This window comes from Bradyrhizobium sp. I1.14.4, from assembly GCF_050435825.1.
GTDB lineage: Bacteria > Pseudomonadota > Alphaproteobacteria > Rhizobiales > Xanthobacteraceae > Bradyrhizobium.
On sequence record NZ_JBNDLA010000021.1, the window covers coordinates 40684 to 59147 of the forward strand.

General features: G+C 64.7%; 19 protein-coding genes. 5 read left to right on the forward strand and 14 right to left on the reverse strand.

Annotation, left to right across the window (positions count from 1 at the left end; translation table 11 throughout):
- Window positions 1-6 precede the first annotated feature (6 nt).
- Window positions 7-1176: a CaiB/BaiF CoA transferase family protein gene (locus tag ABIB78_RS29840; protein ID WP_429031025.1), complete on the reverse strand. Its 1170-nt coding sequence runs from the start codon at window positions 1174-1176 to the stop codon at window positions 7-9.
- A 121-nt stretch (window positions 1177-1297) separates the two neighbouring features.
- Between ABIB78_RS29840 and ABIB78_RS29845 the strand changes: the two genes are divergently transcribed.
- The 3 genes from ABIB78_RS29845 to ABIB78_RS29855 all read left to right on the forward strand — a co-directional run bounded on the left by ABIB78_RS29845 (window position 1298) and on the right by ABIB78_RS29855 (window position 4694).
- A complete protein-coding gene (locus ABIB78_RS29845; protein ID WP_429031176.1) occupies window positions 1298-2221 on the forward strand; it encodes a LysR family transcriptional regulator in 924 nt (307 codons plus the stop codon).
- 127 nt (window positions 2222-2348) lie between these two features.
- On the forward strand, window positions 2349-3761 hold the full coding sequence (locus tag ABIB78_RS29850) for an MFS transporter (protein WP_429031027.1): 1413 nt from the start codon (window positions 2349-2351) through the stop codon (window positions 3759-3761).
- A gap of 180 nt (window positions 3762-3941) precedes the next feature.
- Window positions 3942-4694: a sulfate transporter family protein gene (locus ABIB78_RS29855; RefSeq protein WP_429031029.1), complete on the forward strand. Its 753-nt coding sequence runs from the start codon at window positions 3942-3944 to the stop codon at window positions 4692-4694.
- On the opposite strand, the gene ABIB78_RS29860 is transcribed toward ABIB78_RS29855, so the two are convergent.
- The 6 genes from ABIB78_RS29860 to nth all read right to left on the reverse strand — a co-directional run bounded on the left by ABIB78_RS29860 (window position 4691) and on the right by nth (window position 11624).
- Window positions 4691-6259 carry a DHA2 family efflux MFS transporter permease subunit gene (locus ABIB78_RS29860; protein ID WP_429031032.1) on the reverse strand — a complete coding sequence of 523 codons (1569 nt, stop codon included), beginning with the start codon at window positions 6257-6259 and terminating at the stop codon, window positions 4691-4693. The genes ABIB78_RS29855 and ABIB78_RS29860 overlap by 4 nt on opposite strands.
- Window positions 6256-6768, reverse strand: a complete 513-nt coding sequence (locus tag ABIB78_RS29865; RefSeq protein ID WP_429031035.1) for an isoprenylcysteine carboxyl methyltransferase family protein — start codon at window positions 6766-6768, stop codon at window positions 6256-6258. The genes ABIB78_RS29860 and ABIB78_RS29865 overlap by 4 nt, the downstream gene beginning before the upstream one ends.
- Window positions 6765-7826, reverse strand: coding sequence for a type III polyketide synthase (locus tag ABIB78_RS29870; protein WP_429031037.1), 1062 nt, complete (start codon window positions 7824-7826; stop codon window positions 6765-6767). The genes ABIB78_RS29865 and ABIB78_RS29870 overlap by 4 nt, the downstream gene beginning before the upstream one ends.
- A gap of 165 nt (window positions 7827-7991) precedes the next feature.
- The gene (locus ABIB78_RS29875; RefSeq protein WP_429031038.1) at window positions 7992-9620 is read right to left on the reverse strand and encodes an MFS transporter; all 1629 of its coding nucleotides are present in this window, start codon (window positions 9618-9620) and stop codon (window positions 7992-7994) included.
- Entirely contained in the window at window positions 9607-10758 is a 1152-nt protein-coding gene (locus ABIB78_RS29880) for an HlyD family secretion protein (protein WP_429031040.1), read from the reverse strand. The genes ABIB78_RS29875 and ABIB78_RS29880 overlap by 14 nt, the downstream gene beginning before the upstream one ends.
- 68 nt (window positions 10759-10826) lie before the next feature.
- Window positions 10827-11624 (reverse strand): endonuclease III, encoded by a 798-nt coding sequence (gene nth, locus ABIB78_RS29885; RefSeq protein ID WP_429031043.1) that lies wholly within the window; start codon window positions 11622-11624, stop codon window positions 10827-10829.
- A gap of 22 nt (window positions 11625-11646) precedes the next feature.
- Between nth and ABIB78_RS29890 the strand changes: the two genes are divergently transcribed.
- Window positions 11647-12207, forward strand: a complete 561-nt coding sequence (locus tag ABIB78_RS29890) for a DUF2244 domain-containing protein (RefSeq protein WP_429031044.1) — start codon at window positions 11647-11649, stop codon at window positions 12205-12207.
- 112 nt (window positions 12208-12319) lie between these two features.
- Complete coding sequence (locus ABIB78_RS29895; protein ID WP_429031178.1) at window positions 12320-13216, forward strand: methylated-DNA--[protein]-cysteine S-methyltransferase; 897 nt, start codon at window positions 12320-12322, stop codon at window positions 13214-13216.
- Window position 13217: 1 nt separating this feature from the next.
- On the opposite strand, the gene ABIB78_RS29900 is transcribed toward ABIB78_RS29895, so the two are convergent.
- The 7 genes from ABIB78_RS29900 to dnaJ form a co-directional block, all read right to left on the reverse strand.
- Window positions 13218-13841 (reverse strand): 2,3-bisphosphoglycerate-dependent phosphoglycerate mutase, encoded by a 624-nt coding sequence (locus tag ABIB78_RS29900; RefSeq protein WP_429031047.1) that lies wholly within the window; start codon window positions 13839-13841, stop codon window positions 13218-13220.
- A gap of 46 nt (window positions 13842-13887) precedes the next feature.
- Window positions 13888-14700 carry a 4-hydroxy-tetrahydrodipicolinate reductase gene (gene dapB / locus ABIB78_RS29905; RefSeq protein WP_429031049.1) on the reverse strand — a complete coding sequence of 271 codons (813 nt, stop codon included), beginning with the start codon at window positions 14698-14700 and terminating at the stop codon, window positions 13888-13890.
- A 130-nt stretch (window positions 14701-14830) separates the two neighbouring features.
- On the reverse strand, window positions 14831-15127 hold the full coding sequence (locus ABIB78_RS29910; protein WP_429031052.1) for a DUF1330 domain-containing protein: 297 nt from the start codon (window positions 15125-15127) through the stop codon (window positions 14831-14833).
- A gap of 23 nt (window positions 15128-15150) precedes the next feature.
- A complete protein-coding gene (pyrF, locus tag ABIB78_RS29915; RefSeq protein WP_429031055.1) occupies window positions 15151-15861 on the reverse strand; it encodes an orotidine-5'-phosphate decarboxylase in 711 nt (236 codons plus the stop codon).
- Between the two features lie 6 nt (window positions 15862-15867).
- Window positions 15868-16446 (reverse strand): NADPH-dependent FMN reductase, encoded by a 579-nt coding sequence (locus ABIB78_RS29920; protein ID WP_429031058.1) that lies wholly within the window; start codon window positions 16444-16446, stop codon window positions 15868-15870.
- 131 nt (window positions 16447-16577) lie between these two features.
- Window positions 16578-17180 (reverse strand): class I SAM-dependent methyltransferase, encoded by a 603-nt coding sequence (locus ABIB78_RS29925; RefSeq protein ID WP_429031060.1) that lies wholly within the window; start codon window positions 17178-17180, stop codon window positions 16578-16580.
- A 95-nt stretch (window positions 17181-17275) separates the two neighbouring features.
- Window positions 17276-18406, reverse strand: coding sequence for a molecular chaperone DnaJ (gene dnaJ / locus ABIB78_RS29930; protein WP_429031062.1), 1131 nt, complete (start codon window positions 18404-18406; stop codon window positions 17276-17278).
- Window positions 18407-18464: the final 58 nt, after the last annotated feature.

Below are 18464 nucleotides of genomic sequence, written 5' to 3' on the forward strand. Positions count from 1 at the left end.
TCAGCCTCACGCAGCATTTCCGGTTGATGAGATATTGCGTTGTGCGAGCTCGGCGCGCACCTCGTCGGTGTCGGCGCCCAGCACCGGCACTTTCAGGCCTTCGCCGATATTGCGGCCGTTCCATTCGAGCGGCAGGGCGGGGACGCGGAACGGCTTGCCGTCGGCATTGACGTTGTTGACGAGTCCGCCGGGCCGCAGCACATGCGGGTCCTGCAGCAGATCCTCCGGCCGATTGATCGGCGAGAAGCAGATGTTGAGCGCGTCGAGCCTGGCCGAGAGATCGGCCACGTTCCAGCCTTTGATCACCTCGGCGACACGCGGAATGATCCGGTCCCGCGCCATGATGCGGTCCGTGGTAGAGCGCAGCGTCGGATCGTCGGCGAATTCCGTTAGACCAAACTCGCGGCAGAAGCTCTGCCAATGACCTTCGGTAACGACCCCGATGAAGATGCGATCGCCGCCGGCGGCGTCGAAGATGTCGTAGATCGGCCAGGCGTGTTCGCGCTCCGGCATCGAGCGCGGCTTGCGCCCAGTCATCTCGTACTCGACCATGTGCTGCGCGACCAGGAACAGGCAATTCTCGAACAGGCCGATGCGGATGTCGGCGCCGTTCCTGTTGCCGCCACGCTTCTGATAGAGCGCGGCGAGGATCGAGATCACGCCGAACATGCCGCCCATGATGTCGTTGGCGGACGAGCCGACGCGCTGCGGCTTGTCGCGCGTGCCGGTCATCGCAGCGAGTCCCGACATCATCTGCACGACCTCGTCGAGCGCCGGGCGATGATCGTAGGGGCCGGAGAGAAACCCCTTGTGGCCGGCGATGATGAGATGCGGATACTTCGCGCGCAGCTCCGCGGCGCCAAGACCCTGCTTGTCGAGCTGGCCATCGCGAAAATTCTCCAGGAACACGTCGGCGCTGGCGAGCAGCCGGTGCATCGTGTCGCGGTCCTCGGGCTTGGCGAAATCGAGCACAGTGCTGCGCTTGCCGCGATTGAACAGCGGGAAGAACGAGACGCCCATGCCGCCGAGCGAGCGGGTCTTGTCGCCGGCGGGAGGCTCGACCTTGATCACCTCGGCGCCGAGTTGCGCCAGGATCATCCCGCAGGTCGGCCCCATCACCATGTGGGTCATCTCGACGACCCTCACGCCTTCCAGCGGCAGTCCGCTCCCGGTCATCGATTTCTCCGTGCTCGTTGCGCTCGTTTTGAGTGATCGGCGCAAGTTAGGCTTCCACACGCTATCTGAAAAATATAATCTGTCGAATAGTGCATTCGTGGCTCTAGAACGCTCGACCTTCATGGATTCGCGCCAGCTTCGCTATTTCATCGCGGTTTACGAGCAGCGCAACCTGTCGCGGGCGGCGGATCAGGCCAATGTCGCGCAATCCGCGCTCAGCCACCACATCGCCAATCTCGAAGCGGAATTCGCCACGCCGCTGTTCGACCGCAAGCCGCGCGGCATGGAACCGACCGCGGCGGGCGAGCGGCTCTACGAGCATGCCCGCATCATCTTGCGCGCGATGGCGGCGGCCGAACGCGAGATCAAGGACGGCGGCAGCGCTATTGCCGGCGACATCTCGATCGGCATGGCCAATTCCGGGATGAAGGCGATCGGCGTGCCGCTGATGCGCACCGTGCTGGCGAAATATCCGAACCTGAAGCTGTCGCTGACCGAGAGTCTTTCCGGCGCGACGCTGCTGCATCTGATGAGCTCCGAGGTCGATCTCGCGCTGGTCTATAACCCGCCGTCGGACAAGGACCTGATCGCCGAGCCGGTGCTGGAGGAGCAGATGTTTTGCGTCGGCACCGAGAAGCTGATCGGCAAGAAAATCCCGATCAGCTTCGAGGAGGTCGCGCAGCTGCCGCTGATCCTGCTGCGGCACGGGCTGTCGGCGCGTGCGCTGCTGGACGATCCCGTACCGCTGAAACGGCTGGAGGCCAATGCGATCATGCATCTCAATTCGACCAGCGGCATGATCGGCGCGCTCACCGCCGGCCTGGGCTGCACGATCGCGACGACGCACTTCGTCAGCGAGCCGTTGAAGGCACGGTTGCTGGTCGCGCGCGAGGTCGTCGAGCCAAAACTGACCCGCACGCTTTATCTCTGCCGCTTGCGCAACCGCCCGATGACCTATGTCATGGAGGAAATGTGCCGGCTGATCCGCGCTCTGGTCGCAGACCAGGTGGGCCGCGGCGCCTGGGAGGCGACGCTCCTCATCTGACATCGAAAATATCGAACGATTCCTTCGATATGTTCGTCTGGATTTCTGGCTCCCGGCTGCCAAACATGACCTGACCGGTACGCCTTCCCAAGAAGGGCTGCCGTTGGAGCACCCGGGGAGGAGCGGAATGAGCGCCATCGACGTCGGCTCTGCGATCGAGCATGCCCGCACGACAAGCGGGCCGGACGAGATCTCGCGACGACTCGAGGCGCTGCCCGCCTCCGGCTATGTCTGGCGGCTGGTGATCCTGCTCTCGCTCGGCGGCTGCTTCGAAATCTACGATCTGTTCTTCACCGGCTATATCGCGCCGGGCCTCGCCCGCAGCGGGCTGATGACCACCACGACGCAGGCTTTCTTCGGCTTCTCCGGCATCGGCGCCTTCGTCGCGGCGACTTTCGCCGGCCTGTTCATCGGCACCTTCTGCCTCGGCTTCCTCGCCGATCGCTACGGGCGCAAGGTGGTCTTCACTTATTCGCTGCTGTTCTACAGCGCGGCGTCGGTAGTCATGGCGTGCCAGACCACCCCTGGCGGCCTGCTGCTGTGGCGCTTCATCGCCGGAATCGGGATCGGCATCGAGGTCATCACCATCGACGCCTACATCACCGAGCTGGTGCCGAGCTGGATGCGCGGCCGGGCATTTGCGATCAACCAGGCGGTGATGCTGTCGGCGGTGCCGATCGTCGCCGCATTGTCTTGGTGGCTGGTGCCGCTGACGCCTTACGGCATCGACGGCTGGCGCTGGGTGGTGCTGATCGGCGCCGCCGCCAGCATGATCATCTGGGTGCTGCGGCTCTACGTGCCGGAAAGTCCGCTCTGGCTGGCTCGCCATGGCCGCGTTGCCGAGGCCGAGAAGATCATGCGGACGCTCGAGGCTGCATCAGGTACGGCCGCTCCGCGCCCCGTCCCCGCGGTTGCGATGGTGCCGGCACGCGCGCCGGTCGAGACCGGCTATGCCGACCTGTTCAGGCCGCCCTACGTTTCGTTGGTCGTGCTCTTCATGATCTTCAATTTCTGTCAGGCGTTCGGCGTCTACGGCTTCTCCAACTGGGTTCCGGCGCTCCTGGTCGAGAAGGGCATCAACGTCACCAAGAGCCTGCAATATTCCTTCATCATTGCGTTCGCCTATCCGCTCGCGCCTCTCTTGGCCGCAACCTTTGCCGACCGCTTCGAGCGCAAATGGATCATCTGCGGCGCCGCCGCCGCGATCTCGGCGTTCGGCCTTGCGTTCGCGCAGCTCACCGAGCCCCTGCTGCTGATCGCCAGCGGCGTGCTGGTGACCGGGGCCAACATGACGCTGTCCTACGCCTACCACGCCTATCAGACCGAGGTGTTCCCGACCGCGATCCGGGCCCGCGCCGCGGGGCTGGTCTATTCGATGAGCCGCCTCAGCGCGACCTTCTCCGGCTTTATCGTGGCGTTCATGCTGAAGGACGCCGGCGTCAGCGGGGTGTTCGGCCTGATCACCGCGGCGATGGTCATCGTGATCATTGCCATCGGTGTCTGGGGACCCGCGGTCCGCGGCAAGCCGCTGGACACCTAGAGCATTTCGGTCCTGATTAGATCAGAACCGAAATGCTCCAGATCTCTTTTGACGCGTTTTCTTCGCGCGAACCGGTATCCACTTCGCTCGAAAACGCTCTAACCGCGACACGAACGGCACTTGCCGAAGCCATATTGGGCGTCTACCTCTCGCTCGTCATTTGGCAGAGGTAACCCAGTCATGTTCGACGCCGCCGTCAAGGCGCTTTCGCAAATCCTGTCGCCGCCGATGCGCACGATCCTGTGGCGTTCGATCTTGCTTGCGCTGGTGCTGATCACCGTGCTGGCAATCGGATTGCAGCGGTTGCTGAGCTGGTTTGCCGACTATGGCGAGATCTGGGCCGAAGGCATGCTCGGTCCCAACTTCCATTCCACGCTGCACGTGCTGTCCTGGGTCATCTCGATCTCGGCGGGCCTTGGCGTCGTGCTCGGCGGCATCTTCCTGATGCCCGCGATCACTTCGCTGGTGGCGAGCCTGTTTGTCGACGACGTCGCCGATCATGTCGAGCGCGAGCACTATCCGGCCGACCATCCCGGCACGGCGCTGCCCGTCACGCTCGCGACGATCGAGGGCGTCAAGACGGCGCTACTGACGGTGCTGGTCTATCTGGTCGCGCTGCCGTTCGTGCTGTTCGCGGGCGCGGGCTTCATCATCTTCTTCATCGCGACCGCCTGGCTGCTGGGCCGCGAATATTTCGAGCTCGCGGCGATGCGGTTCCGCTCGCCGGCGGACGCCAAGGCGATGCGCAAGGAGAATGCTGCGACGGTGTTCACCGCAGGCCTGTTCATCGCAGGCTTCGTCTCGATCCCGATCGTCAATCTGGCGACGCCGCTGTTCGGCATGGCCTTCATGGTGCACATGTACAAGCGGCTGTCGGGCCCGCGGCGCGAGCTGATCGAGCCCGCGCAGCGAAGCAACGTGCCCTCGGTCTAGCTCGCATCCGGAGGCACCAGCGGCGATGCGGGCGCCGGATCGCGCGCCAATGGCACCAGCAGGAGCCCGACCAGCGCCACGCAAGCAAGCATCGCCCATGCCTCGTTGACGGTGAGCGCGAGCGATGCCCGCTCGACTAGCGGCCGGATAAACGCGACTGTCGCCTCGTCTGGCAAACCCGGCAGACGGTCGAGGAGTAACTTCGGATCGAGCCCGATCGCCTGCGCCGCGGTGACATCCCCTGCCAGCAAGCGCACTCGAAGATCCTCGCCATAGCTCCAGCTCCGGCCGTAGAGGATCGTATCGATCAGAGCGATCCCGATCGCGCCACCCAGATTGCGCATCAGGTTGAACAGTCCGCTGGCGTCGGCAACTTCCGCGTCCGGCAGGGCGCCCAGCGCAATGCGCGTCGGCGGCAGCAGGCAGAACATGATCGCGAGGCCGCGCACGATCTGCGGCCAGAACATTTCGCCGAAATCCGCCGTACGGGGTTGGAAGGCGCTCAATCCGAGACCGAGCGCGAACAACGCGAAGCCTGTACCGGTCAATACAAGCGCGCCGACGCGGCCCTCAAGGATTGTCGCAAGCGGCGCGGCGATAAGCTGCGCAACTCCCGTGACCAGCATGATGGTGCCGATCTCGAAGGCGTCATGGCGACGGACAAAACCGAGAAAGACCGGCATCAGGTAGGTCGATCCGTACAGGCCGATGCCGAGGCAGAAGCTCAGGCCGCAACCGACCGCGAACGAACGCCGCCTGAACAGGCTCAATTGCGCAATCGGATACGCCGCGCGGAGCGTGCGCCAGACCAGCAGCGCCATCCCGGCAACGCTTCCGATCAGCAAGCTTGTGCACAGCATCGAGAGCCAACCCCGCTGCGGCGCCTCCTTCAGGCCGATCATGAAGCTTGCGAGTGCCGCCGCGAGCAGCACGAGCGACCATTTGTCCAGCCTGGAGAACGCGCGGAGATGTACCCCTTCCGTCGGAAGCAGCAACGATGTGAGCGCGGCCGCAATCGTTCCCGGAACCAGATTGATCAGGAACAGCCACGGCCACGACCAGGTCTGCGTGATCCAGCCGCCGACGACAGGTCCAACGGTTGGTGCAAGCACCGCGACGACGCCGCCAATCGTGGTCACCACGGCATGAAGGCGCGCCGGAAACAGCGTGAACACAGCGGAGAACACCACGGGGATCAGGACGCCACCGGAAAATCCCTGTAACACGCGAAATATCAACAGCACGGCAAATCCGCCGCTGAAAGCGCAGCCGACGGACGTGATGGTGAACAGGCTCACGGCGATGACGAACAGCCATCGCAACGACAGCACATGGGTGAACAGGCCGGTCAGCGGGATCGCGATCACCTCGGCGATCAGATAGGCGGTCTGGATCCAGCTCATCGCGGAAGGCGAGATCGCAAGCGCGCGCTGGATTGTCGGCAGCGAAGTCGCGACGACCTGGATGTCGAGGATCGCCATGAACATGCCGAGGCACATCAGGAGGAAGCCGGCCCAGGTCGCAGCCGATGGGCTGTCCGTTGGGTGATCCGTACGGTCGCTCATGGCGTGCTGACGCGCGGCCAGTCCGCAACCGAGAGAGCACGACTCTCGGCGCGAATTCGGATCGCAAGCACCGCGAGATTGAGCACGGTGAAAATCAACGCCAACCCAGGCAGATGCAGCGCGAGCGGAAGCAGCGCGATCTCACCGAGAACAACGGCATAGTTTGGATGCGGGAGAAACCGGTAAGGCCCGGATGCGACCAGAGGTGCGCCCGGCAACACGATGATCCGCGTGGTCCAGCGCGGTCCGAGCACGGCGAGAATCCACAGCCGCAAGCCTTGCAGCACCAGAAAGGCCGCGAGCATGGCCTGGTTGACGTCCTGGTCGCGGCCCCAGATCCACAGCGCGGTCAGCCAGCCGGCGTGAACCAGCGCGATGAGCGGGTAGTGACCGGCGCCGACTTCGATCGCGCCTCGCGCCAGAAGCCGCGCCGTGTTTCGGCGTGACAGCACGAGCTCGCCGAGACGCTGCAAGCAGACCAGCGCAAGGATGATCGAAGCGGTGCTCACGCCGTGTGCCTGAGCGCAACGCAGCTGAGCGTGAAGCCCGGCCCGAGCGCGGTGAGCAGCGAGCGCGGCGGCAATCCCTTGGCGTAGGCGCGTTCGAGGACAAAGAGCACCGTCGGGGCCGACATGTTGCCGCAAGCCGCGATGACGTCGCGTTCGTGATCGAGCGTGCCCTGATCGAGCGCGAGCGCCCGCTCCAGCGCGGCGATGACCTTGGAGCCGCCGGGATGGCAGAGGAAGCGGTCGATATCACCGGCCGTCAGACCCATCCGCACCAGAATTTCTGCAACGGCCGGCCCGAGATTGTCGCGGATGAAAGCTGGAATGGTGCGCTGAAAGACGACACCGAACCCTTCCGGATCGACCGTCCAGCCCATGATGTCGAGCGTATCCGCCCACAGCCTTTCGCCCGCCGCCTCGATCCGCGTCGCACCGCCGTCCCCGGCGCGCAGCACGATCGCGGCGGCGCCGTCGCCGAACAGACTGGCGGCAACGATGTTTGCCTTGGTGAGCTCATCGTGCCGGACCGCGAGCGTGCAGAGCTCGAGCGCAACCAGCAGCACGTTCGTACCGGGCCGCGCTTCCGCCAGCCGCGCCGCGATCGACAGGCCCGACACGCCGCCGGCGCAGCCGAGGCCGAACACCGGCACCCGCGAGACGTCCGGCCGCAGGCCGAGCTTACCCGCGACGCGCGCCTCCAGTGTCGGCGTCGCGATTCCGGTCGAGCACACCGTAACGACGATATCGATATCGCTGCCGGCTAGGTCTGCACGCGCAATCGCCTTACGGGCGACGTCGACGAACAGCGCTTCCGCGCCTTCGAGGAACGCCAGCGTCCGCTCCGGCCAATTGCGCCGCTCGAGATACCATTCGATCGGCTTGACGCCGTAGCGACGCTGGATGCCGGTGTTGGCGAACAGGCTGGAGAGCGTCTCGAATTCGGGATAGCGATCGGCGAGAAGGTTGCGCGCGGCCTGCAGGACTTGCCCTTGATGAAATAGATGCGGTGGAACCGCCGTCGCCATGGAAACAAGCGCGGCCGTCTGCTCTAGATCTGTCATCGTGGCTCCAATTCCCCCGCTTGTGGAACCACGCGATGAGCAAAATATTTCAGACACCCACGCCGTCAGTGGCGTCCCGCATTCACTAAAAGTTGAACCTCGCGGCAGCGAGCCGTCGCGATCTCGATGCCGCGTCTTGCGCAAATCAGATGATGCAGGCGTCGGTCAGGAAGCGGCGGCGTCTGGCTTGCGCATCACGGTCTTCAGGAAGCCAAGCGGCACAGGTGACAAGGGACCCTGCGGCGCGCGCGTGATCAGGGCGACCAGGACCAGCGCCAGCATCGCGAGCCAGAAGCACAGCCAGAAGCCGTCTATATAGGCGAGCGTGTTGGCCTCGCGCTGCACCAGCGCCGCGAGCGTGCCGACGGCCCGCCCCATCGCCGCCCCCATGCCGTGGCCGGAAAATTCACCGGTCAACCGCTTTAACAGGTTCACGACGTCGACATCGCCGTTCTGGACATGCTGTCCGAGATAATTCGAATGGATCTGCTCGCGGACCCGCAGCCAGGTGCCCATCAATGCGATGCCGATCTCGGCGCCACCGAGCCGCATGATCTGGATATAGGCCGCGAACGCGGTCGCTCGCGACGGATCGGAATTGGACAGCGCCATGATGATGATCGGCAGCAGCGTGAACGCCTGCCCCACTGACGTGAGCAGGACGATGCCGATGAAATCCTCCCGCGCCCAGACATGGCTCAGCTGCGTGCCCCAGAGATTGGCCGCTGCGAACGCCGAGAACCCGAGCACCACGACAACGCGCGGATCGAGGTGGCGGAGCAGGACAATCGAGATCGGCACCAGCACGAACATCGGCAGCGCACCATGGGTAAACAGCAGCACGCCTGACTGCTCCGGCCGCAGCGAACCGACGGTGCCGAGGAAGTTCGGCACCAGCGACGAATTCGACAGGCTGGTCAGCGTGTAAAGCAGGATGACGATCAGCGAGAGCCCGATATTGCGCGAGAACAGCACGTTGAAATGCGCCCAGGGCCGGCGCACCAACGTCTCGTTGATCATGAAGGCGATGATCAAGATCCCGCCGCCGACCAGCAGCGCCATCACGGTGCCCGACGACAGCCAGTCCAGCCGGTTGCCCTGATCGAGCCCGGCATAGACCATCGACATCCCGGCGCCGAGCAGCAGCATGCCGCCCCAATCGGCATGGTGCAGCAGGTCGCGATTGACCGGCTCATTCGGGGTGCCGAGATACACCATCAATCCCATCAGCGGCGCGACCACCACACCCTGCCAGTACAGCCACTGCCAGCCGAGGTGCTCGACATAGAATCCGACCAGCGAGCTCGACGAGTCCAGCGCGAAGCCGACACGGATTGAATACATCGCGATCGCAGGCAGCCACCAGCGGATCGGCAGGTTGCGCAGGATGATCATCAGCGTCGCCGGCACGAAGGTGCCGAGCAGCATGCCGTGGGCGATGCTGAGCAGGATCAGCGTCGTGTAGTCGTGCACGAACGGGATGGTCAGCGAGACCACGGCATAGATCAGGCTCGGAATCCCGAGCACGCGGCGCAGGCCGAACACGGTGGCGAGCCAGGCCACCGCGGGCGCGACGAAGATCTGCGAGCCGATGGCCGCGGTCGAGAGCCAGGCGCCCTCGTCGAAGCCGAGCGAGAACGCGCCACGCAGGTCGGGCAGGCCGACCGAGGTCAGGCGGCTGTCGAAATTCGCCAGGAACGCGCCGAGCAGCACGGCGACGACGGCGAACAGCGGATAGCGCGCGACGTCGCCGCGCGAGACCGGACCGCGGTTACGGTCGTCACTTTCCGCCATTGGCGACCGCCTCGCCGGTGTTGATCCGGGTGACGACCGACATGCCCGGCAGCAGGCGCTCGAGCAGCGGTTGGCCCTTGTCGAACTGGATACGCACCGGGATGCGCTGCACCACCTTGGTGAAATTGCCGGTGGCGTTGTCGGGCGGCAGCAGCGCGAATTGCGATCCACTTGCCGGCGCGATGCGCTCGACGACGCCGCGCAACGTCTGGCCGGAGAATGTGTCTACGGTGACCTCGACCGGCTGGCCCGGCTTGACGTTGGTCAGCTGGGTTTCCTTATAGTTGGCGATCACATAGACGTTCGGCAGCGGCACGACATTGATCAGATTGGTGCCGATGTTGACGTAGTCACCCGGTTGCACCTGGCGCTCGCCAGTGACGCCGTCGAACGGCGCGACGATCCTGGTATATCCGAGCTTGAGCTTGGCCGACGCGAGCAGCGCCTTGGCGGCGTCGAGATCGGCGGCGCGTTGCTTCTTGGTGCCCTGCAGAACCTCGAGCTGATGGCGCTGCGCTGCGATCACCGCGCGGCTGGCGCGCACATCGGCCTCCGCCTTGGCGTAAGATGCGGTCGCCTGCTCGAGCCGCTGCCGCGTGCCGGCATCGGTTTGCGACAGCGACTGCTGGCGCTCCTCCTCCTGGCGCGCCAGGGTCTGCTGCGCCTCCGCGGATAGCCGCGAGGCCTCGGCCTGCGCGATGGTCGCGTATTGCAGCTCGACCTGGTTGTTGAGGTTGTCGAGCGCGGCCTGCGCACCGACCACGCCGGCCTCGGCCTGTGCAACCTGCGCCTCGTAGTCGGCGGGGTCGATCTGCACCAACAGGTCGCTGGTCTTGACGCGCTGGAAATCGGATACGGCGACGGTGAGCACTTCGCCGGACACGCGGCTGGACAGCTGGGTCAGCTCGGCGCGCACATAGGCGTCATTGGTGGTCTGGATCGTGGCACTGCCGACCCAGGAGTCCCAATGCGTCGTCGCCACCGCGACGAACACCAGCGCGCTGAGCACCGCAAACAGCGGAATTGCGAAGCGGCCCCAAAAGCCGCTTGCCGCAGGCTGCGGCTTTGCCGGCGCCGCGGTCGGAGCAGGCGCTGTCTGGCTGGCTTGTGACGGACCATCTTGAACCTGCTCTGCCACACCACACTCCCTCAATCACACGCGCCGAACGCCGGGCTCGCCACTTAGCACATGATGACGATCATGCCTCAGACGGTCTTTTCCGGCCATCGGCAGAGATCATTGATCAGGCACACTTCGCAACGCGGCCCACGGGCGAGGCAGGTATAGCGGCCATGCAGGATCAGCCAGTGATGGGCGTGCAGCATGAACTCAGAGGGAATCACCTGCTCCAGCCCGAGCTCGACTTCGAGCGGGGTGTTGCCCGGCGCGAGTCCGGTGCGGTTGCCGACGCGAAACACGTGGGTATCGACCGCCATCGTGTGTTCGCCGAACGCCATATTGAGCACGACATTCGCGGTCTTGCGGCCGGCGCCGGGCAGTGACTCGATCTCGGCGCGGGTGCGCGGCACCTCGCCGCCGAATTCGGCGATCAGCTTTTCCGAGAGCGCGATGACGTTCCTGGCCTTGTTGCGATAGAGCCCGACGGTCTTGATGTAGTCGCGCACTCTGTCTTCGCCGAGCGCAAGCATCTTCTCCGGCGTGTCGGCGACCGCAAACAGCGCCCTCGTCGCCTTGTTGACGCCAGCATCGGTCGCCTGCGCCGACAGCACCACCGCAACCAGCAGCGTGTAGGGATTGAGATGCTCGAGCTCGCCCTTCGGCTCGGGATTGGCTTTGCGGAACCGGTCGAAGGCCTCGTAGACCTCCTCCGCCGTCCACGGCTTTGACTTTGCGGTTCTCTTGGCGGTTTTCTTGGCAGGCTTCTTGGCCCCCTTCGTTGCCGCGCGTTTGGGCAGCGGCTTTGCCGCTTTCGCGGCCTTGTTCTTTGGCGCGGACCGGACGCTTGACGTGCTGGCGCGTTGAGGGCGGATGATTTTGGCCATGAACCGGATATACTGATACGCCATGACCGCAGGCAACGACTTTGATCCCAGCGAAGACCTCAGGGTCAACGACCTCGAGGCGGATGACGCTGGGGCCGAGCCGAAGCTGTTCTCGGCGCTGCTGACGCCGCACCGCTCGCTGAACCGATCAGGCTTTATCGTGCTGATGTCGTTCGTCACCGCGGTCAGCTTCGTCGCCGGCGCGGTGTTCTGGTGGCTGGGCGCCTGGCCGATCTTCGGCTTCTTCTGCCTCGACGCGCTGGTGATCTATTGGGCGTTCAAGGTCAATTTCCGCACCGCCAAAGCGAGCGAGGAGATCACCGTCACGCCCTCGGAACTGCGGGTGCGCAGGATCAGCCACCGCGGCCATGTCGCGGAATGGGTGCTCAATCCGCTCTGGGTGCGGTTCGAACAGATCTCGCATGAGGAGTTCGGCATTGAGCGGCTTTACCTGGTATCCCGGGGCCGCCGGGTCAGCGTCGGCAGCTTCCTGGGTCCGGACGAAAAGGCTAGCTTCTCCAAAGCCTTGACGGCGGCGCTCAACGCCGCGAAACGCGGCCCGACTTACAACCCCATCGCTTGAGCGAACTTGTTTTTGAGCATGATCTTGTCGGAAAACCGGTCTCCACTTTTCCGGATCATGCTTGTCAGAAATCGGGTGGTTTGGATGCGCCATGGCTCCTAAATCAGACACCATGATGACACTCGCCATACATGACCAGCGCCTGGCCAAGCCGGGCCTCCAGAGCGCCGCGCTGCGCGACTACGATTCGGTGCGGCGCGCCATCGCGTTCATCTCGGAACATTGGCGCACGCAGCCGACCATCGAAGCGATGGCCGACGCCGCCGCCGTCACGCCGGATGAACTGCACCATCTGTTCCGCCGCTGGGCCGGGCTGACGCCGAAGGCCTTCATGCAGGCGCTGACCCTGGATCACGCCAAGAACCTGCTGCGCGATTCCGCCAGCGTGCTCGACGCGGCACTCGACTCCGGCCTCTCAGGCCCGGGACGGCTGCACGATCTGTTCGTCACGCACGAGGCGATGTCGCCCGGCGAATGGAAGACCGGCGGTGGCGGCATGACGTTGCGCTACGGCTTCCACCCCTCGCCGTTCGGCACCGCGATCGTGATCGCGACAGACCGCGGGCTCGCGGGGCTTGCCTTCGCCGATCCCGGCGACGAGCCAACCGCGTTCGCCGACATGAAGCGGCGCTGGCCGAATGCGACCTATGTCGAGGACACCGACGGCACCACCGCTTTGGCGCAGCGCGTGTTCGATACAAGGTTGTGGCGGGCAGACCAGCCGCTGCGCGTCGTCCTGATCGGCACCGATTTCGAGGTGCGGGTGTGGGAAACGCTGCTCAAGGTTCCGATGGGCCGCGCGGTGAGCTATTCCGATATCGCCTGCAAGATCAGCAACCCAAAGGCCTCGCGCGCCGTCGGTGCCGCGGTCGGCCGCAATCCCGTGTCGTTCGTGGTGCCCTGCCATCGCGCACTCGGCAAGAGCGGCGCGCTGACCGGCTACCACTGGGGCATCACCCGCAAGCAGGCGATGCTGGGCTGGGAAGCCGGCCAGGTGGGATTGCACTAAGCTACGCCGCGAGATCGACCTTGGAGGCAACGGTGGAATCGGCATTGAGCCGATAGACCACCGGCGCGCCGGTTGCGAGCTCGCGCTTGAGGATCTGCTCCGGCGTCAGCTTCTCCAGCACCATGATCAGCGCGCGCAGCGAATTGCCGTGGGCGGCGATCAGCGTGCGCTGGCCGCGCAGCACGCCGGGCAGGATCTCCTGGACATAGTAGGGTAGCGTGCGCGCCAGCGTGTCCTTCAGGCTTTCGCCGCCGGGCGGCGGCACGTCATAGGAACGACGCCAGACCAGGACCTGGTCCTCGCCCCATTTCTTGCGGGCGTCGTCCTTGTTGAGGCCGGAGAGATCGCCATAGTCGCGCTCGTTGAGCGCGAGATTTTCCGTGGTCGGCAATCCGGTCTGGCCGATCTCGGCCAGCATCAGCTTCAGCGTGTGCTGCGCGCGGGTGAGGTCGGAGGTGAAGGCGACGTCGAACGACAGGCCCTGCGCCTTCAGCTTGCGGCCGGCGTCCTTGGCCTCGGCAACGCCCTGCTCGGTGAGATCAGGGTCTTTCCACCCGGTGAACAGGTTCTTCAGATTCCATTCGCTCTGACCATGACGAACGAGCACAAGAAGACGATCACTCATTTCAGATTCCGTTTTCGCTTGGCTGGATTTTGTCCCGTCGAGCGGTTCAGTCGCTCAATCCGAGAACATCGGTCATCGAATACATGCCGGGCTTCTTGCCGTGCGCCCACAGCGCCGCCTTAAGCGCGCCCTGCGCGAACAGCGCGCGGTCCTCGGCATGATGCGACAGCGTGATGCGCTCCGAGGGACCGGCAAAGATCACGCTGTGATCGCCCGCTGCGGTGCCGCCGCGCAGCGAGGCAAAGCCGATATCGCCGGCACGCCGCGCGCCGGTCAGGCCATCGCGGCCGCGCGCCGAATGCTGATCCAGCGCGATTCCGCGTCCCGCCGCGGCGGCTTCGCCGAGCATCAGGGCGGTGCCCGACGGCGCATCGATCTTGGACTTGTGGTGCATCTCGAGAATTTCGATGTCAAAACTCTGGTCGAGCGATTGCGCGACGCGCTTGACCAGCACTGCGAGCAGATTGACGCCGAGGCTCATATTGCCCGACTTCACCACAATGGCGCGATCGGTGACGCTGCGGATCACCGCATCGTCGGACTGCGACAGGCCGGTGGTGCCGATGACATGGACCAGGCCGCGCTCGGCCGCGATCGCGACATTGGCGATGGTCGCGGCCGGCACGGTGAAATCCAGGATGCCGTCGGCGCCGGCCGACATCGACCACAGATCGGCCGACAGCTCGACGTCATTGGCGGGAAGGCCGGCAAGTACGCCGGCGTCCTTGCCGAGCAGCTCCGAGCCCGGCGCCTCCAGCGCGCCGACCAGCACCGCCCCCGGGGTTTCGGAAATCACCCGCGTCAGCGTGCGGCCCATCCGGCCGCCGGCTCCCGCAACAATCAGACGCATGTCAGCCATGGCTCACCTCTCACCGCCGTATAAAGCATGAGCCGGAAAAGGGGAAACCGCTTTTCCGGGCTGGAATTATGCTTAAACGGGCGACATCCACGGCTGTTCCGGCAAGCGAGCGGCTGCCCCGATGTCCGGGCTACGGGCTGTCGTGCCCCTCAATGATGATGAGATCGGCGATCGAATGCGGCTGCCGCACCTTGATGTTGGCCTGGTATTCGGGCGAATTGTAGCAAGCGAGCGCGGTGTCGTAGTCCGGGAACTCGATCACGACATTGCGCGAGCGGCTCTGGCCCTCCACGCCGGTGAACTTGCCGCCGCGCACGATGAACTTGCCGCCGAATTTCTGGAAGATGGCGGGGTTGGCCGCCATGTAGGGCTTGTAGCCCTCTTCATTATGAACATCGACGCGTCCAATCCAGTATCCTTTCGCCATCTCTCTTCTCCCTTGTTGTTGGTTCAGGCAAGCGCTTGGGCGATTTCGGTGTGAATGGCTTCGGCGGCGGCCTTCGGATCGGCTGCCTCCATCACCGGACGTCCGACCACCAGATAGTCGGCGCCGGCGGCAATGGCGCGGGCCGGCGTCATGATGCGCTTCTGGTCGCCGGTCGCCGAGCCCGCCGGGCGGATGCCCGGCGTCACCAGGTTCATCTGATCGCCGACGATCTTGCGCAAGGCGGCGGCTTCCTCGGGCGAGCTGACGAGGCCGTCGACACCGAGCGCCTGCGCCTGCCGGGCGCGCGCCTCGACGAGATCGGAGACGTTGAGACGGTAGCCCGCCGCGTGAAGGTCCGCGTCGTCGTAGGAGGTCAGCACCGTCACCGCGAGGATCTTCAGGCCGGAGCCTGCGCGCGCCTCGACCGCCGCCTTCATGGTCTGCGGGTAGGCGTGCACGGTGAGAAAGGCCGCGCCAAGACCGGCGATGCTTTCGACCCCGCGCGCGACCGTGTTGCCGATGTCATGCAGCTTGAGATCGAGAAAGACTTTCTTGCCGCCGGCTGCAAGCTGCTTCGCCAGCGCGAGGCCGTCGGCGTAACCGAGCTGATAGCCGATCTTGTAGAAGGTGACGCTGTCGCCGAGCCTGTCGATCATCGCCTCGGCTGCGGCGACGGATGGCAAGTCGAGCGCCACAATCAACCGGTCTCTTGGAGCGATCTTGGCTGGCGGCATGTCACCTCACATCATGCGTTGAGAATGGTCGATCAGCTGCCGCACCAACGCTCGCATCGCGTCGATGTCGGCCTGGTGTTTTAGATGATCCATATCGTCATAGGCCTGCTCGGCGAATGACAGCGCGAGCTGGTTCGGGATCACGGTGGCGTGGCACGCCGTCAGGATCAGCCGCAGCGCCGCCAGCGCGCGGGTGCCGCCGAGCCGATTGCCGGATGCCGCCGCGATCGCGAAGGCGCGGCCGTGGAACACCTCTCCGCGGGTCTCGTGCGGATCCTGCACGCGGCTCACCCAGTCGATGGTGTTCTTCACCAGCGCCGGCACCGAGGAATTATATTCCGGCGTCACGATCAGCACGCCATGATGGGCGCCGATCATCCGCTTCAGATTGACGGCATGCTGCGGCACCCCCGACCTCGCCTGCAGGTCACCGTCATAGATCGGCAGCGGGAAATCGCCGAGCGAGATGCGAGTGACGTCGGCGCCGGATTGCGCGAGCTCCTGCACCAGCACGGCGGCCAGCTTCGCGTTGAGCGAGCCTGATCGAAGCGATCCGGGGATCACGAGGATTTTCAGTGCGGACATTTTGAAATCGCGGTTAGGGCACGCGTCCAGCGCGACGGCACCGGCCGAGCATTTTCTCTGAAAATGCTCTTAGCTAATGTTCTGCGCGTATTCCATGCGCAAAACCGGCACCCGCTCTTGCGGAATACGCGTCAGCCCTTGCGATACACCCAGACCCGCGCGGGCGGAAGGTTCATCCAGATCCGCTCGGAGGCCTCTGTGGACACGCCCGGCAGCGACTTCGGAATCGGGGGCGCCACCGAATAGGTGAACTGAACAAAAGGCGCGCCGGGCGCGAGCGCCTGGAAGGCGTCGCGGATCAACCTCAAACGAGTCAGCATCGGCTTGGTGACCAGCGGCAGGCCGGAGACCACGGCCGAGGCCGGAGTCTTCAGGACATCCCACAGCGCGTCACGAAGCGCGTAGGCGTCGCCCTGGACCACCTTGGCCTGCGGATAGCGTTCGCGCAGCAGTGCACAGAAGCCGGGATTGTATTCGACCAGGACAAGACGCTTTTGATCGACGCCGTGCTCGATCAGCGCGTTGGTGATCGCCCCGGTGCCGGGTCCGAGTTCGACAACCGGCCCTTCGGCCTCGGGATCGACATATTGCGCCATGGTACGGGCAAGCAGCCGTCCGGACGGCATTACCGCGCCCATATGCAGCGGCTTCTCGATCCATGAACGGAGAAAACGAACCTCGTCGTCGAGACGGAGGGGTTTCTTCGACGCACGCACGGACGATTGCAGGGGCATGTCGCTTCCAGGCGGGACCGCACAACCGAGTGGTTGTCAGAAAACAGTCACAAAGACGTATATGTCAGAGCCGTTACGGTCAAGCATGACGACAATTACTGGGCGGCGCGGTTTCCGAAGAAGTCCTTGACCTTAGAGAAGAAACCCGCGGCCTCCGGCTGAGTAGCGCCGGACGAGAGTTTTTCGAACTCCATCAGCAATTCTTGCTGCTTCTTGGTCAGATTCTGCGGCGTTTCGACCATAACCTGGACATACATGTCGCCGGTCTGGCGCGAGCGGAGCACCGGCATGCCCTTTGATGCGATGCGGAATCGCCGGCCGGATTGGGTGCCGGACGGCACCTTCACCTTGGTCTTGCCCTTGTCGATGGTCGGCACCTCGAATTCGCCGCCGAGCGCTGCGGTCACCATCGAGATCGGCACGCGGCAGTGCAGGTCGGCGCCGTCGCGCTGGAAGAACTGGTGCGTGGTCAGCGACAGGAAGATGTAGAGGTCGCCGGGCGGCCCGCCGCGGACACCGGCCTCGCCTTCGCCGGCGAGACGAATACGGGTGCCGTCCTCCACTCCCGGGGGAATGTTGACCGACAGCGTGCGCTCGCGCGTTACCCGGCCGGAACCGGCGCAGGAGGTGCAGGCGTCCTCAATCATCTGGCCGCGGCCCTGGCAGCCGGGGCAGGTTCGCTCCAGCGTGAAGAAGCCTTGGGCCTGCCGGATACGGCCGGCGCCACCGCAATGCGAGCAGGTCTTTGGCTTGGTGCCGGCCTTGGCGCCGGTGCCCGAGCAGGATTCGCAGGTGACCGAGACCGGGATCTCGATCTGCGCGGTCTTGCCCTGGAAGGCCTCCTCGAGCGTGATCTCCATGTTGTAGCGCAGGTCGGCGCCGCGTTCGCGGCCGCCGCCGCGGCGCTGCCCGGCCATGCCGAACAGATCCTCGAAGATGTCGGAGAACGATGAGGCAAAGCCGGCGCCGAAGCCGGGGCCGCCACCACCCATGCCCTGCTCGAAGGCGGCATGGCCGAAGCGGTCATAGGCGGCGCGCTTGTCGCCGTCCTTCAGCACCTCATAGGCTTCGTTGATTTCCTTGAACCGGACTTCGCTGGTGGCGTCGCCCGGATTCTTGTCCGGATGCCATTTCATCGCGAGTTTGCGGAAAGCCGATTTCAGCTTGGTCTCGTCCGCGTTCCGATCGACCTCGAGGGTCTCGTAATAGCAGCGCTTGGTGGACATCCTTCAATTCCGTCCGAAGTTCGTCGCGATCGCCAAGGATTGCGTCAAGGATTGCGCC